Below are 15,725 nucleotides of genomic sequence, written 5' to 3'. Positions count from 1 at the left end.
GGAACTGGTTGCTGAACATCATGTTCTGACCACGGAGCAGCTTCGTGCGTTGGTGTTTCCGTTGATCTCGCGGGCACACCATAGCTGGCTGCACTTGGCTGATTTGGGCGTGTTGTGGCGCACGCAGAAGGAATCGACCTGGGTCTGGAAGTGCTCCGGATCGAGACCGCCGACGCCGTCCGGGAGGGCGGCCACGATCGGCACTCCGGTGACGCGGGGTAGCTCGGTGATGTTGCACTCCTCGGCCAGGCCGAGCGCTTTCGGCACCGCGCCGAGCACCAGTCCCGCCGGTTCCAGACCTCGTGAACGCAGGGTGTTCACGGTGAGTTCGGTGTGGTTGAGGGTTCCGAGTCCGACGCGGGTCACGACGTACACCTGCACCGGGTGATCCCGGGCGAGTTCGACGGCGAGGTCCGGCAGGGTGCCTCCGTCGGCGTCGAGGCGGACCAGGATGCCGCCGGCGCCCTCGACGATCACTGTGTCGTGGGTCCGGGCGAGTTCGCGAACGCGGGCGGTGTGCTCGCTGATCGGTGGGATCTCGATGCCGCGCAGTCGGGCGGCCGTGTCCGGCGCGAGCGGGTCTTCGAGCCGGGTGAACTCGGCGACCTCGCAGCCGGTCAGGCGCGCCACGACGGAGATGTCGGGTTCGTCGGTGCCGATGCCGATGCCGGTTTGCACGGGCTTCACGACGATCGTTCCCGGTCCGGAGCGGGCCGCGAGCGCCGCGGTGGCCACGGTCTTGCCGACACCGGTGTCGGTGCCGGTGACGATGATGATCATTGTTGCCGTCCGTGGTCGTCGATGACGCGGGTCAGCACGTCCACCGCGTGCGCCCAGCGCTTGTCGTCGAGGCCGACGTGGGTGGTGATTCGGAGCCGCGAGATCCCGTCCGGCACCGACGGCGGCCGGAAGCACCCCACCCGGACCCCGGCCGACAGGGCTGCGGCCTGTGCAGCGACGGCGACCTGCGGGGACCGCATCGGCACCGAGAGCACAGCGCCCGCCGACCGCTGCACGCCGAGTCGGTCGGCCAGCTCACCACCACGCTTGTGGATCCGTGACGGGAAATCCGGTTGCTGGCGCAGCCGGCGGAGGGAAGTCAACGCGCCGGCGGTGGGAGCCGGTGCCAGCCCGGTGTCGAAGATGAACGGGCGGGCCCGGTTGGTGAGGTGGTCGATCAGCGCAGCGGAGCCGAGCACCGCACCACCCATCGCGCCGAGCGATTTCGACAGCGTCGCGGTCATCACCACGTGTGGGTGGTCGGCCATGCCGTGGGCGTGCACCAGCCCCCGGCCGCCGTCACCGACCACGCCGAGCCCGTGCGCCTCGTCGACGATGAGGAGCGCGTCGTGGTCGGCGCAGGCCGCGGCCAAGTCCGCGAGCGGGGCGGCGTCGCCGAGCACGGAGAAGACAGACTCGGTCAGCACGATCGCTCGCCTGCCACCGGCTGCGGCCAACGCTGCCCGGACTGCGGCAACGTCGTTGTGCGGGACCACCTCGATCGCCGCGCGAGACAGCCGCGCGGCGTCGATCAGCGAGGCGTGCACGTGCGCGTCGGAGACGATCAGGGACTGCTTGTCCGCGAGCACGGTCACTGCGGACAGGTTGGCGTGGTATCCGGTCGAGAAGACCAGCGCCGCCTCGCGGCCGGTGAACTCGGCGAGTTCGCGCTCCAGGTCGGCGTGCAGCGCAGTGGTGCCGGTCACCAGCCGGGAGGCACCCGCCCCGGCGCCCCAGGTGAGGGCGGCATCGGCGGCCGCTCGGCGTACCTCGGGGTGGCCGCTCAACCCCAGGTAGTCGTTGTTGGCGAGGTCGATGACGTCGTCGTCGGCCGCCCGCGGCCGCAGCGTGCGCTGCAAGCCGGAGTCCTCGCGCACGACCCGCTGTTCGGCGAACCATTCCGTCCAGGTGTTCATCCGACCTCCGCAGCTGCCGTGATCCCAGCGCAGATGGCGGCGATGTCATCGTCGGTGCACACGTAGGGCGGCATGGTGTAGATCAGGTCGCGGAACGGGCGCAGCCAAACGCCTTGGGCCAGCGCGGCTTCGGTCGCCTTGACCACGTCTACCGCGTGGTCGAGCTGGACCACGCCGACTGCGCCGAGGGTGCGCACCTCGACGGCGTCGATCGCGTGCAGCGCCTGTAACCCGGTGTTGATCCGTCGCACGTCTCGCGTCCAGTCACCGCTGGCCAGCAGGTCAAGGCTGGCCGAGGCGACCGCGCAGGCCAGCGGGTTTCCCATGAAGGTGGGGCCGTGCATGAGAACTCCGGATTCGCTGGCGGACAGGCCACGGGCGACCTCCGCCGTGCAGACTGCGGCGGCCAGCGACAGGTAGCCGCCGGTTAGCGCCTTGCCGACGCACAACACGTCCGGCGTCACGCCGGCGGCCTCGGCGGCGAAAAGTGTGCCAGTGCGGCCGAATCCGGTGGCGATCTCGTCGAAGACCAGTACCAGCCCGTGCTCGTCGGCGACCTCGCGGAAGACCGTCAGGCAGTCGGCGGGGTAGGGGTGCATGCCGCCGGCGCCCTGCAGGAGCGGTTCCACGATCAGCCCGGCGAGCCGGTCTTCGTGCTCTGCCGCGAGCGACCGGAAGCCCGCGGCCCAACTGTCGACCTCGCCGTCGAGTCGGGGCGGACGTTCGCCGAACACCTGCTCCGGCAGCACGCCGGACCACATAGCGTGCATCCCGCCGTCGGGGTCGCACACGCTCATGCAGTCGAAGGTGTCGCCGTGGTAGCCGCCGCGGACGGTGAGGAACCGGGTCCGTTCCGGCCGGCCGAAGCCGCGCTGGTACTGCAGCGCCATCTTCATCGCCACCTCGACGCTCACCGATCCGGAGTCGGCCAGGAAGACGCGGTCGAGACCGGCGGGCGTGAGGTCGATCAGGCGCCGGGCCAGCTCGACCGCAGGCTCATGGGTGAGCCCGCCGAACATCACGTGCGACATCCGGTCGAGCTGGCGGCGCACCGCCTCGTCGAGCACGGGGTGCCGGTAGCCGTGGATGACCGACCACCACGACGCCATCCCGTCGACCACCTCGCCGACGCCGTCGAGGGTGATCCGGCTGCCCGAGGCGCCGGTGACCAGACGGGTCGGCGTCGGGTCGGTCATCGATGTGTACGGGTGCCACAGGTGCTCGCGGTCGAAGGCGAGCAGCGCTTCCGGGGTCATGTCAGGCGTTGGGGAGGACGTCGGTGCCCGCGCCGCGGCGCCGGATAGCTGGATCGATCGGCTCGGCCCGCTCGGCCTGCTGGGCGAGGTCCTCTTCGGAGCCCAGGACGACGAAGCCGTTGTCCCGGATCATCTCGAGGTCCGCCTTGGCGTCCTGGCCCTCCGAGGTGAGGTAGTCGCCGAGGAAGATCGAGTTGGCGACCTGCAGCGCGACCGACTGCAGCGAACGCAGGTGCATCTCGCGACCGCCGGCGATCCGGATCTCCTTGTCCGGGCAGACGAAGCGCGCCATCGCCAGGATCTTCACGCAGCGAGTGGGGGAGAGTTCCCAGGTGTTCTCGAACGGGGTTCCGTCGAACGGCATCAGGAAGTTCACCGGGATCGAGTCGGAGCCCAGCTCCCTGAGCGCGAACAGCGCCTCGACCAGCTGATCGTCGGTTTCACCCAGGCCGGCGATCAGGCCGGAGCAGGGGGAGATCCCCGCACCTTTCGCCTTCTCCACGGTGTCCACCCGGTCGGCGTAGGTGTGGGTCTGGACGATGTTGGCGTGGTTGCTCTCGGCGGTGTTGATGTTGTGGTTGTAGGCGTCCACCCCGGCGTCCTTGAGGCGCTCGGCCTGGCCGTCCGCGAGCAGGCCCAGGCAGGCGCAGACCTCGACGTCGGGGTACTCCTCCTTCAGCGCCACGACCATCTCGGAGACCTTGTCGATGTCCCGGGTGGACGGTCCGCGGCCGGAGGAGACCAGGCACACCCGGCTGGCGCCGCCCCTGAGCCCGGCACCGGCCTGCTTGAGGGTCTCGTCCTTGGACAGCCAGGAGTACTTGAGGATAGGGGCGTCGGAGCCGAGCGCCTGCGAACAGTAGTTGCAGTTCTCCGGGCACAGGCCCGACTTGAGGTTCACCAGGTAGTTGACCTTCACCGTGTTGCCGAAGTGCGCACGGCGCAGCCGGCCGGCGGCGGCCACGACGGACATCAGCTCGGCGTCGTCGGCGCGCAGCACCGAGCGAGCGTCTTCGGGCGTGGCCGGGATCCCGGCGAGGATCGCATCGGCGAGGTGCTGGAAGGTGGCGCTCATCGTTTCTCCGGTGTCGGCTGGTGAAGCAAACCTGAACAGTGTTCACCTGAACAGCGTTCAGGCTAGACTGGGTGGGTAGATCGGTCAACGGGAGGGATCCGCGTGCGCTACCACCGGGGCGACGTCGTGGACCGCGCGATCGTGGTCCTCGACGAGTACGGGCTGGAGTCGCTGACGATGCGCCGACTGGCCGCCGAGCTCGGTGTGCAACCGAGCGCGCTCTACCACCACGTGCCGAACAAGCAGACGCTGCTGGCAGCGGTCGCCGACGAAATCCTGACCCGGGGCCGGCGATCCCGCCGGGCCCGGAAATGGGACCGGCGCGTGGTCGAGGTCTGCGCCGAGCTCCGGGACGCGATGCTCGCCTACCGGGACGGTGCCGAGGTGGTCGTCACGGCATACACCTTCGGCCTCGGTGCCGGCGAGCCCGCCAGCCAGTTGCAGGAAGCACTGCGGGACGGCGGCCTGCCCGACGACCTGGTCGACGTCGGCACCCGCGCCCTCCTGCACCTCGTCTTCGGGCACACCGTGGAGGAGCAGATGGCGCTGCAAGCTGCGAGCGCCGGCGCGATCGATCGGGCGCCCGGGGGGCCGGCCGACTTCGAGCGGGGACTCGAATTGGTGCTGGACGGCCTCCGGTCCAAGGTCAACGGCTAACCACGCCGCGAGGCGATAGCGGAAACGCGCCAATGCCGACGCGGGGCATCACGATCCGGAGGCGCTGGAGAGAGCGCGTGACCGGCTGGCCCGGGACGCCCCGCGCCGCGACGTGCTCGAAACCAAGCTCCGCCCGCTGCTGGAAGAAGACGCGTGCCGCACCTCCGCTTCTCGGTTGGATGTGGGGGCTCCGTTCGTGTCGCGGAGTTGGTCAAAACCGTTCCACCTGCGGAGAGCGGAGCCGGTTGCGGGTGTCCAGCACGCGGTCGGCGTAGCGCTCCAGCAGCGCCCAGTCGAGCATGTCGTGGTCGGTTAGCACGATGATGAGATCGGACTGGGAGATCTGGTCGGCATCGAACCCCACCAGTCGCACGTGTGGCGGAACTTCGTCCGGGTCGATGAGGGGGTCGACCGCGCGAAGGTCGGCGCCGAGCCGGTGGAGGCGCTCGGCCACGGCCATCGATGGGGAGTTCCGTGCGTCGCCGGAGTTCGCCTTGTAGGTCATCCCGATCAGCAGGACGGCGCTGCTGTTCACGGATTTGCGGCGCCGGTTCAGGTGTTCCGTGGCGCGTGCGACGACATGGTCCGGCATGTGTTTGTTGATATCGTTGGCGACGTCGACCAATCGGAACTCCTGTCCCAGGGAACGCCGCACCTGCCAGGACAGGTAGGAGGCGTCGATCGGCAGGCAGTGCCCGCCGACCCCGGGCCCGGGCGAGAAGCGCATGAACCCGAACGGTTTGCTGGCCGCCGCATCGAGGACTGACCACATGTCCACCCCGAGTCCGTGTGCGAACACCGCGAGTTCGTTGACCAACGCGATGTTGATGTGCCGGAAGGTGTTCTCCAGAAGTTTTGTCAGCTCCGCCTCCCGAGTGCCGGGCACCGGAACGGTCACATCCACCAGCTGGTCGTAGAAGTCGCGGACGACGCGCAACGATTCCGGGTCCACGCCGGACACGATCTTGGGCGTGTTGTGGAACTTCCACGTCGGGTTGCTCGGGTCGATGCGTTCCGGGCTGTAACCAACGTGAAAGTCGTTTCCCGCGCGCAATCCTGAGCCGGTTTCCAGGATCGGCACGAAGATTTCCTCCGTGGTCCCGGGATAGGTCGTGGACTCGAGCACTACGCAGCAGCCGGGCGTGATGTGCGTGGACAACGCACGAGCGGCATCTTCCACGTAACGCAGATCCGGCGCCCCGTCGTGCAGTGGAGTGGGAACGCAGACCGAAGCGAAGTCGAACCCGCAAAGCTCGGCCTGGTCGGTGGTCGGTAGGTACCGGCCCGTCGCCAGAGCCGCCGCGAGTCGCTCGTCGTCCACGTCGTCGATGAAGGACTTGCCCCTCTGGAGCAGATCGATGCGGTCCTCGGCGACGTCAAGACCGACGACGTCGAATCCCGCCTCGCAGGCGCGCATGGCGACGGGAAGACCCACGTAGCCCTGGCCTACGATGACAACGCGTGCACCGGGCATTCCGATCACTTCTTCCGGGCTTTTCCGGCATCCGTCCGCGCGCGGAAATGCAACGGCACGCTTCGCGTTCTGGGTTGTACGGTCATCTCGCTGCATGAGGGCTCCTAGCAGAAGTAGCGGTAGAGCAGGGAACCGGCTTTCCCGGTGATGTCATCGGAAACGGATTCGTCGGTGAGCAAACCGGTGATCGCGCCGAGTAGATCGTCCACTTCGGACCGGGTAGTCGACGACTCGCCTGGCGAGCGCAAGGCCACGACCTGCTTCTCGTCGTCGGCGTACTTCCGCTTGAAGTGCAGCAGCCCTGGCTGGTCGAGGTCGCTAACACCCCAGTCGACCAGCCGCAGCCCGCGCTCCACGGCCCAGCGGATCGCGGCCCAGTAGATCGCATCGTTGGGGCGCAGTCGCAGCCGATCCGGCAATGACGAACCGAACTTGAAGTGCAGCACGCCGTTCCACTGCAGGAACACGGCAGCGGCGACGGGTTCGTCGCCCACGCGCGCTGTCATGGTCACGACCGAGTCGTCGGAATGGAACTGCTCCCAGATGTTCTCGAAGAACTCCATCGGCTGGGCCAGCATTCGGTACTTGTGCTTGCGCAGCCGGACCTGCATCCGGTAAAAGTCCCGCAGCGCTTCCACCCCGGTGTCGGCGCTGATCCGGACGCCGTTGCGCTCGGCTGCGGCTATGTTGCGGCGGGCGGTGGCGGAGATCCGTTGGTGGAGTTCGGGCAGGGGAACGTCCAACCGTGTCGCGTGCCAGGCGAGCCGACCGGCTTCCTGCAGCCGCGGATCCCGCACGGGAGCTTCGGAACGCAAACACCGCAACGCAATTGGGATGCCCTGGTCGACGACCCCGTTGGTGAGCTGGTGCCAGACAGCCTCGTTGGGGGCGAACGGGTCCGCCCAGTCGGAGAACGGGAGGCTGCACAGCCGTTCTCCGCGGACGTCCCGCACGCGGACCCAGGCAAAGCCGCCGACTACCGCTCCCGATGCGTCCACCGCGATGCGAGCTTCAGGGGTGAAGCCGTACGTTTGGCACACCGCCTCCAGCCACGGCTGGGAGGTGAATACGCTGCCGTGCGGACCAGCGGCGAGTTCGGCCCATCGCGAGTCTTTCCGCGGGTCGACGGTGACGATCTCGGGTGTGGTGCTGCGCATCGGGGCCGCCTTCGCGGGCGTTCGGGAGAGCTGGAACGGCGGTGGCTCCCGCAGCGTTCCCACCGCCGTGGACCGAGCTGCTAGCAGGTCATCGACGGTGATTTGGCCGAATTCCCGGTGCAGTACCAGGCCGCGGCGGCCGAGTTCGGTCGCGAGCTGTCGCTGGTGGTCGTCGATGGCCTCGCCGAACCGGCGCTGCCGGGTGACCACCACCGGCGCCTTCCCCGCGTCGAAGGCCAGCAGCACGGATCCGGTACCGGAGTGGCTGATCACCACGTCGGCCGACGAAAGCGCCTCCGCGAGCTGGGTGATTGGCAGGTACGGCTTGGTCTGGATCGGAAGGTCGTCCACCGGCGCCGGACCGGTCTGCCAAAGCACCTCGACCGGCAGGCCCGTCGCGCGGTGCAGCGCACCCTCCGGCTCGAGCAGCGGCACCAGCGATTCGATCATCCGGCGGAATGGGTACGCCGATGCGCCGACCGTGACCACCACGCGCAACCGGTCTCCCAGCGGGCGGTCTGCCGTCGTCGCCCGGTAGACGTCGAACTGGCTGCCGCCGTGGCGCCAGCCGCGGCCAGCGGCCTGCGGGTACTGGGTGTAGACCCGGACCCGGGGAACCCAACGGAGCAGTCTGCCGGTCAATGACGGGCTGTTCACCCGCGCGGCGCTTTCAACGTAGTGGCACTCCACGCCCCGCGCGGCCAGGTAGGGCAGGAAACCGAGTGCGATGCCGGAACCGGTGGAGATGGCCCGGGTGATGCCCCGGGCACGCCACAGCCGGTGCGCGATCGGCAGGCACCGCAGCACTCCCGGCACGCTGCGGCCTCCGACCGGCGGAACGTAAACGACGTCCCGATCCGCCAGCATCGACGTGCTCTGCTCGTTGCGGCTGGTCACCCACACCGCCGGGCCGTCCGCGGGAATCCGCTCGGACAGGCTGTGCAGCTGGGCCAGGTGACCGCCCGTGGTTGCCACGAAGAGCGTCGTCATCGGGCACCGTCCCCGCGCAGCATCGACGGCAGGGTTCGGGCCAGGATGCCGAGGTCGGTCCGCAAGCTGCAGGACCGCACGTAGACCAGGTCGAGCCGGAGCATGTCCAAGGTGCCCACGGTGCTGCGGCCGTTGACCTGCCACAGCCCGGTCAGCCCGGGTTTCACCGCGCTGCGTTCGTCGAACTCCGGCGGGAACATCGCGGCCTCCCATTCGAGGCACGGACGTGGGCCCACCAGTGCCATGTCGCCGCGCAGTACGTTGAGCAGCTGCGGCAACTCGTCGAGGCTGGTACGCCGCAGCCAAGAACCAACGGCGGTGATGCGCGGATCGCGGTCCAGCTTGAAACTGCCGTCGGCGGAGGTGTCCTCGCCGCGCAACTCGCGTGCGATCATTTCGCGCAGCGGTTCCTCGCTGCACCCGAGTCGCATGGTGCGGAACTTGTATAGCGTGAACGGCTTTCTGCCCTGACCGACCCGGCGTTGCCGGAACAGCGCCGGGCCTCGGCTGGTGAGGCGGATGATCCCGGCGACGATGAGCATCGGCGCCGCGAGCACGGCCAACCCGACGGCTGCACCGACCACGTCGATCCCGCGCAACACGGACCGTTCCCACCGAGGTCGCCGACCGCCCGGCGTCAACGGTTCCGGTGGGCAGTCCGCCCGCACCATCCGCGTTGGTCTCCTAGGCTGCGCGAGACCGATCGAGAGCAGGATCTTGAGCGCTGTGCTCGTCATCACCAAGCCTCCCAGACATGATCGCCAGCAGAACGAAGAGCAGATCGCCGAACCCGCGGACCACCAGGTGGATGTCGATCAGCGACAGAACTAGGACCATCCACCAACCGATCTCCAGTGCTGCCGCGCACGCCCCTACCGAGCCCGGATGCGGGGCGAGCCGGCGGGCCTCGCGCAGCACCGCAACCGACAGCCACGCGAACGCGACCAGCAGCGGAATCCCGCCGACCCAGAGGAACTGCAGGTAACCGGATTCGAGGTAGATCACGTCCCGCCAGGTCTCCGGGGCAGTGAGCACCGAGTTCGGCGAGATCCCGAGGACGAAGCGTCCTTCCGCCAATTGCGGCAAGTAGAAGGTGGTGAGGTTGTCCCACCGGCCGAGCCAGCTGCGGGGCACGGCGAAGCCCTGCGCGAAGTCCGCCATGCGGCCCAGGAACGCGGGCGCGCCGACGAGTGCGGCGATCCCCACGATCGGCAGGAACCTGGCCACTTGGCGCCGGGCCTGGGGGTAACGGCGCAGGATCAGCACCCCACCCACGAGTGCGGAGATCCAGGTCGAGAACTGCCCGCTTGCGAGGACACCGGCACCGAGCAGGACGCCGAGCCCGATCCGTTCCCACTTGCCGAGGATTCCGCGAGTGCCGCAGTACAGCAGGAGTGCCAACCCGACCATGATGTAATCGCCGGTCGCGATCGAGGACCCAAGAGTCGCCGTGCCGCGGTCGCTGGCCTCGGTCACGCTCGCATGCCAGAACTCGCTCAGCAACGTCAGCACGGGTTCGACACCCAGCGTCTGCAGGATCGCCACTATCGACAACCCAGCGGTCGGCCAGACCACCAGGCGGATGCAGCGAAGCCGTTGTTGTTCGGTGTGCACGGTCAACCGGACGAGCAGGAACAGCACCGCGAGTTTGCACACCGGCAGCAGCGCCACCAGATCGGAGCCGTGAGGTTCGTTGCCCCGCAACATCATCGACGCGATCGGCCAGACGGTGCTGAACACCACGAAACCGGCCAGCGCAACGTCCAGCGGCCGCAGGCGCAGCGGGATCGGGTCACCACGTAGCAGCCGCAGCCAGCCACCGACGCACGCCCCGGCCACCAGCACGGCGAAGATCGCCTCGTTCGGTCGTGCTTCCGGGATCAGCGTGCCCCGGTCGATACCCGCGAGAAACGGCAAGGTCAGCAGGTAGGCGTAGGTCGCGAACGCGGGTCGGTACGCGGCTGCGGCGAAAAGCGCCGCCGCCACCAGTGATCCGGCGACCAGTGGCCCGGCCACGGCGATGGACAGTCCCGCCAGCGATGCGCACAAGGCCGCCTTGGTTATCAGCAGGGTTTCCGGGCGGTCCGGAATCCTGCCGGAGATCTCGTCGCGTCGGGGCAGCAAAACGTTCATGGGCACCGTCCGATCCAGCTGATGCGCACCGCCCCGGCGTAGACGGCGATGGCCGCCAGTCCGCACACGCCGAGGGCGATCACGTACCCAGCCCGGCTGGTCTCGCCGATGCTCAGGAACCAGCGGCCGAAAGCGACGATCGGCACCATCGAGACGCAGGCGAGGAAAGCCCGCGCGATCTGCGCGCGGTCGATCCAGCGTTCGGGTCGCAACGCGGCTCGCAGACCGAAGAGCACGGTCACCGCTCCGGCCAACTCACCCGCCAGCAGGCCCGCGCACAGCACCACCAAGCGGGATTGGTCGTCCGGCACGAGCAGCGAGGTGACGGTGACGGTGAGCGACGCGGCGAGCAGTGCGTAGCTGGCCAGCCGCGGGCAGCGGGTGTTCAGCCGCGCGAACAGCGCATCGAGGCCGACCATGTGCACGCTCGCCGCGAACTGGGCGACTGCGATCACCGCGAGGCAGGCCGCGAGCTGGTCGATCAGCTTGTCCGAGTGCAACTGCCCGTTCGCCAGCATGCTCGCCACCGGGTGCGCCAGCACGGTGAGCAGGAGCAACGGAGGCAGGCTGGTGATCGACGCGAGCGTCAGCGCTTGTCGCCACGACGCGGCGAAACCGCTGTGGTCGTCACGTGCGACTGCGGCTGACATCCCGGGCAGCACGACGGTCGACACCGCGCGTGCCCCCAACGCGGTCGGCACCTGCATGACCGTGTACGCGCTCTGCACGACGATGACTCCACCGGGCACAGTCGACGCGACGGCCAAGAGCACGTACAGCGCGACCGAACGTGTGAGGGGCAGACTGATCGAACTGCGCAGCCGTCGCAGAACGGACGCCACCTCCGGGTCCGATCGCCACTGCAACGACGGACGCACCGGCAGCCCCGCCCGGGACGCCCCGAACAACTGGAGGCAAGCGTGCACCGCCACAGCGAGGGTGCTGCCCAGCCCGAGAACGACCAGGGGACCAGCCGAAACCTCCGCGACATCGAGCCCCGTGCCCCAGTGCGAACCCACCACGACTACGGCGGCGATGAGCACCACGTTCTCCGCTGCGGGAGCCACGGCCGCCAGCGCGAAGCGTTCGCGGGCCTGCTGCGCGGCGGCTCCCAGCGCTGCCGCTGTGTAGAGCATGACCTGGGGCGCGACCAGCAGGACGAGCACTGTCGTCGTCTGCTCGGCCTGCTCCCGGAGCGCGGGTTGCGGGATGCCGAGGCTCAGGCACCACCCGAGCACCGGCGCGGCGAGCGCCACGAGTCAGTCCGGCCAGCACCGCTGAGGCGATCACCAGGAATCCGATCAGCAGGAATCCGCTGACCCGACCGAGCAGTCTGGTTGCCACGTCTGGCCCGCCGCGTGCGAGCACCTGCACCACGGTTGGGACGATCACCAGAGCGAGTGCGGGCCCCGCGATCACGCTGTAGGTCAGGTTGGGAACCATGTTCGTGGCGACGAACGCGTTCGCGAAGTAGGTCGGGCCGAGCACCGCGCCAACCACCACGACCCGGATCAGCCCGGTCAGCCGGCTGATGAGGATTCCGCCGGAGACGACGGCAGAACGCCGCACCGTTCTCCTGACGGCTGGCCGGGACAGGTCGGCGCGCAGCGCGGGGCGGGCACTCACCGGTTGCTCCACCGGCGGACCAGGAACACAGCGGTGATGGCTGCGACCAGGAGTCCGGTGAGCGCTCCGGCTGTCGTGGCGAACAGGGGGCGGGGGCTGACGGGGTCGGTCACCGAGTAGGCCGGCACCACGACCTTGGGTTCGGAGCGCGCGAGTTCGGTCATGCTGAGCTGGTCGAGCTGCGACTGCAACTGCTGCTCGCGTTGCTGCAGGCTTCGCACCAGAGCCTCGGCGGAGGCCAGCGAGGGCGAGCCGGGTTCTGCGCGCTCTCGCGAGACCTGGGCGCTTGCCTCGTCGAGATGCGTCCGGACATCGGCGAGCTGCCCGCGCACATATCCGTCCACTCCGGACTCGCTGTTGGTCCGCGCGATGTCCCGGTAGCGGTCGACGATCTCCCGGGCCCGGCGCAGGGCGACGTCTGGGGTGCCGGCCCTGGCCTCCACCTGCAGGACCTCGCTGCTGTCCAGCAGCGACATGGTCACCGCCTTCTCCAAGTCCTCCACCGGAAGCTGCTCCTGGGCGGCCACTGGACCGAGCACCTGCCTGCTGCGCAGCAGCACCAGTTGGGTCGTCAGACTCCGGTCCTCGCGCAGGAAACCGGTCGACTTCTCCTCGCTGATCACGAAGAGGATCTGCGCGCGCGCCGCATACACCGGCGGCCACACCAGTGCCCCGATGAACGCGGTGCCAGCGCCGATCAGCACGATCAGCAGGGACACGCCGAGCAGTCGCCGCTTGTTGGCCAGCAGTGCGGACCACGCCCGGTTTTCCGGTGCGGGCGGCGGGGTCAGGTCTTCCTGAGCGCCGCGGCGCGGACCGATGGGCGCGGCACGGGTTGTCACCGCTGCGGCGTCCAAGCGCTGAGCGTTGACCGGCTCGCCGTTGGAGTGCTGGGTTTCGGTCAAGGTCAGACACCTCGCAATGCATCGCAAACCCGAACGACGTCGCCGTCGTCGAGCGTCGGGGAGATGGGCAGGGACAAGATTTGCGTGGCCGCCTCCTCGGCGACGGGAATCCGTTCGTCGCATCCGGCGAAAGCCGGTTGCCGGTGGCAAGGAACCGGGTAGTGCACGCCCCAACCCACACCGGCCGCCGATAGCGCCGCACCCGCTTGTTCCCGCCGCAACGTCCGCACCACCGCGAGGTGGTGCACGTGCTCGGCTGCGGGGTCCACGGCGACTGGCTGGAAGGACGCCGGCAGCGATTCCCGGTACCGGCGCATCAGTTCGCGCCGACGCGCGTTGTCCGAGTCCAGCCGCGCGAGTTTCAAGGACAGCGCCGCGGCCTGGATGCTGTCGAGCCTGCTGTTCCGGCCTGACAGCTCATGGCGGTGCCGGTCGTGCGCGGCTCGACCGTGGTTCGCGAGGCACCGCACCCGGTCGGCCAACTTGACGTCGCTGGTGACGACGGCGCCGCCGTCGCCCAGCGCCCCGAGGTTCTTCCCGGGATAGAAGCTGAAAGCGGCGGCGCGTCCGGCACTTCCAGCGGGGTGTCCGCTGTAGCGCGCTCCGTGCGCCTGTGCCGCGTCCTCGATGAACGCGAGACCGCAGCGGTCAGCGAGCGAGCTCAGCGCTGGCACATCGACCATTTGGCCGAACAGGTGGACCCCGATGATCGCAGCAGTACGTCGGTTCACCGCTGCGGCGGCCGCTGCGGGATCGATCAGCAGCGTGTCGGGGCGGACATCGACGAATACCGGCCGCGCGCCGGCCGCACGCACCGCTTCCGCGGTGGCGACGAAGGTGTTCGCCGGAACGATGACGTCGTCACCGCTTCCGATGCCCAGCGCGGTCAAGATCAGTTCGATGGCATCGGTGCCGTTGGCCACGCCGACGCAACTGCGCGACTCGCAGTACGCGGCGAACTGCGTCTCGAACCGTTCGACTTCCGGCCCACCGACGAACCGGCCGTGTTGGAGGACCGCCTTCCACGCCACTTCCAGATCCGTCTGCAGCTCGGCGTTGATGTCCACGAGGTCCAGGAAGGGGACCGCACCGGTGTTCCCGTTCATTGCACTGCCTCTCCGTAAGCCGCTGGCCCTGCGAGCAGCTGCGCGGCGTCCACGTCATCGGAGGCGCGCGGGGCCGGGACGTCCAGCACCCGCACCGGCCGACCGGTGACCTGTGCCAGGTCCGACGCGCTGAGCACCCGGACGATCTCCAGGCCGCTGCGACCGGAGGTGTTGGGGGATTGACCGGTGCGCGCGCAGTCGATGAAGTGGGTGTCCTGCACGAGCAGTGGCTCGCGGAACACCACGTGCGGCGAGACGATGTCGCCGGATCGGTAGGTGATCGGCATCGCGTGGGCGTCCGCTGGATCGTCGAGGCCGTGCGAGTCGACGCCGATGTCGTAGACGCGGATCCGGTCCTCATCGGAAGTGTCGTCGTAGACCGCCATCTTCCGGTCGCCGACGACCGTCACGCGGCGGACCTTCTGCGGATTGAGCCAGCTGACGTGGACGAAGGCGTAGGTCCCGGACTTCTCCAGCTCGAGGCGCAGGTGCGCCACGTCCGCGTGTCGTCCGTCGACGTGGTGATGGGCCCACGTGGTGACAGACGCGGGAGTTTCGTCCATCAGGAACGAGATGATCGAAAGGTCGTGCGGTGCGAGGTCCCAGACGACGTTCACATCGCGTTGGTAAAGACCGAGGTTCAGCCGCGCGGTGTCGATGTAGAGCACGCGTCCAAGATCACCGGAGTCGATGATCTCCTTGAGCTTCCACACGGCGGCGTTGTACTCGAAGGTGTGGCCGGTCATGAGTACCACGCCACGTTCATCAGCGGTATCGACGAGTCTGCGGGCGTCCTCGATCGAGGTCGCCAGCGGCTTTTCGACGAGGGTGTGCTTTCCTGCGAGCACGGACCGCAGCGCGATCTGTGCGTGCGAACACGGTGGAGTTGCCACCACCACCGCGTGCACGCTGGGGAGGACCTCGTCCAAGGCGCACGCCGTGCCCGCCGCCGGGAAGTTGCGGTGGGCCTCGGCCAGCCGTCCGAGATCCTGGTCGACGACCACCACCTCCACGCCGGGCAACGTGCTGAGAACCCGTACGTGCTTGGAGCCCCAGTAGCCGTAACCCACTACTGCAACGCGCATGCTGTCCGTTCGAGCCATTAACGCCTCCAGAAACCGGTTGGGGTGCAACAGGGATCCGGTAAGTCATCGTTGGACTTCAAGTGGAAGTCCGCTTGCTTGGCAATACCAAAGTGGATGCTCCGCCGATTCGTCGCACAGCGTCAGCGCGGTTCTGCCTATCCACGAGGGGACGAGCCCCGGGAGTGGGATCCAGTGCCGTCACCTGCGCGCCTGACGGCGGGCGCGCAAGGTGACCATGATGGAGAAAGGCGAGCTATCTTCGCGGAATAGGTTCGGGTATCCTGTGTGGACGAAAAAGATCCTTTTCTCTGCAGCTGAAAAACGCAGCCGGATCGAGTGACGTAG

Annotated in this window: 13 protein-coding genes; 1 reads left to right on the top strand and 12 read right to left on the bottom strand. The window is 68.5% G+C overall.

All coding sequences use genetic code 11. From position 1 onward, the window contains the following. Positions 1-18: 18 nt before the first annotated feature. The 4 genes from bioD to bioB are packed head-to-tail and all read right to left on the bottom strand — an operon-like array spanning position 19 to position 4,247. A complete protein-coding gene (bioD, locus tag SSPN_RS44245) occupies positions 19-780 on the bottom strand; it encodes a dethiobiotin synthase (protein WP_010696398.1) in 762 nt (253 codons plus the stop codon). Further along, positions 777-1,916, bottom strand: a complete 1,140-nt coding sequence (locus tag SSPN_RS0117040) for an 8-amino-7-oxononanoate synthase (protein WP_010696397.1) — start codon at positions 1,914-1,916, stop codon at positions 777-779. The genes bioD and SSPN_RS0117040 overlap by 4 nt, the downstream gene beginning before the upstream one ends. Continuing rightward, positions 1,913-3,172 carry an adenosylmethionine--8-amino-7-oxononanoate transaminase gene (locus SSPN_RS0117035; RefSeq protein WP_010696396.1) on the bottom strand — a complete coding sequence of 420 codons (1,260 nt, stop codon included), beginning with the start codon at positions 3,170-3,172 and terminating at the stop codon, positions 1,913-1,915. Before SSPN_RS0117035 ends, SSPN_RS0117040 begins: the two co-directional genes overlap by 4 nt. A 1-nt stretch (position 3,173) precedes the next feature. Beyond that, positions 3,174-4,247: a biotin synthase BioB gene (gene bioB / locus SSPN_RS0117030; protein ID WP_010696395.1), complete on the bottom strand. Its 1,074-nt coding sequence runs from the start codon at positions 4,245-4,247 to the stop codon at positions 3,174-3,176. A 102-nt stretch (positions 4,248-4,349) separates the two neighbouring features. Between bioB and SSPN_RS0117025 the strand changes: the two genes are divergently transcribed. Further along, complete coding sequence (locus SSPN_RS0117025) at positions 4,350-4,904, top strand: TetR/AcrR family transcriptional regulator C-terminal domain-containing protein (protein ID WP_010696394.1); 555 nt, start codon at positions 4,350-4,352, stop codon at positions 4,902-4,904. 211 nt (positions 4,905-5,115) lie between these two features. Here the strand turns inward: SSPN_RS0117025 and SSPN_RS0117020 are convergent, their stop codons facing one another. From SSPN_RS0117020 to SSPN_RS44230, 8 genes are all read right to left on the bottom strand, one after another. Then, on the bottom strand, positions 5,116-6,378 hold the full coding sequence (locus SSPN_RS0117020; protein ID WP_029535424.1) for a nucleotide sugar dehydrogenase: 1,263 nt from the start codon (positions 6,376-6,378) through the stop codon (positions 5,116-5,118). A 104-nt stretch (positions 6,379-6,482) separates the two neighbouring features. Further along, on the bottom strand, positions 6,483-8,525 hold the full coding sequence (locus tag SSPN_RS49960; RefSeq protein ID WP_010696392.1) for a GNAT family N-acetyltransferase: 2,043 nt from the start codon (positions 8,523-8,525) through the stop codon (positions 6,483-6,485). Beyond that, positions 8,522-9,262 (bottom strand): sugar transferase, encoded by a 741-nt coding sequence (locus SSPN_RS0117010; RefSeq protein WP_237710572.1) that lies wholly within the window; start codon positions 9,260-9,262, stop codon positions 8,522-8,524. Before SSPN_RS0117010 ends, SSPN_RS49960 begins: the two co-directional genes overlap by 4 nt. Then, the gene (locus tag SSPN_RS44235; RefSeq protein WP_010696390.1) at positions 9,210-10,658 is read right to left on the bottom strand and encodes a hypothetical protein; all 1,449 of its coding nucleotides are present in this window, start codon (positions 10,656-10,658) and stop codon (positions 9,210-9,212) included. The genes SSPN_RS0117010 and SSPN_RS44235 overlap by 53 nt, the downstream gene beginning before the upstream one ends. Then, positions 10,655-11,914, bottom strand: coding sequence for a lipid II flippase MurJ (locus SSPN_RS0117000; protein WP_010696389.1), 1,260 nt, complete (start codon positions 11,912-11,914; stop codon positions 10,655-10,657). The genes SSPN_RS44235 and SSPN_RS0117000 overlap by 4 nt, the downstream gene beginning before the upstream one ends. Positions 11,915-12,280: 366 nt before the next feature. Further along, positions 12,281-13,189: a GumC domain-containing protein gene (locus tag SSPN_RS0116995; RefSeq protein WP_010696388.1), complete on the bottom strand. Its 909-nt coding sequence runs from the start codon at positions 13,187-13,189 to the stop codon at positions 12,281-12,283. A gap of 2 nt (positions 13,190-13,191) precedes the next feature. Next, positions 13,192-14,295: a DegT/DnrJ/EryC1/StrS family aminotransferase gene (locus SSPN_RS0116990; protein WP_010696387.1), complete on the bottom strand. Its 1,104-nt coding sequence runs from the start codon at positions 14,293-14,295 to the stop codon at positions 13,192-13,194. Next, positions 14,292-15,398: a Gfo/Idh/MocA family protein gene (locus SSPN_RS44230; RefSeq protein WP_237710571.1), complete on the bottom strand. Its 1,107-nt coding sequence runs from the start codon at positions 15,396-15,398 to the stop codon at positions 14,292-14,294. The genes SSPN_RS0116990 and SSPN_RS44230 overlap by 4 nt, the downstream gene beginning before the upstream one ends. Between the last annotated feature and the right edge of the window lie 327 nt (positions 15,399-15,725).

The sequence above is a fragment of the Saccharopolyspora spinosa NRRL 18395 genome (assembly GCF_000194155.1).
GTDB lineage: Bacteria > Actinomycetota > Actinomycetes > Mycobacteriales > Pseudonocardiaceae > Saccharopolyspora > Saccharopolyspora spinosa.
Note: the sequence above shows the minus strand (reverse complement) of the source record. Positions and strands in the feature narration are given on the sequence as shown.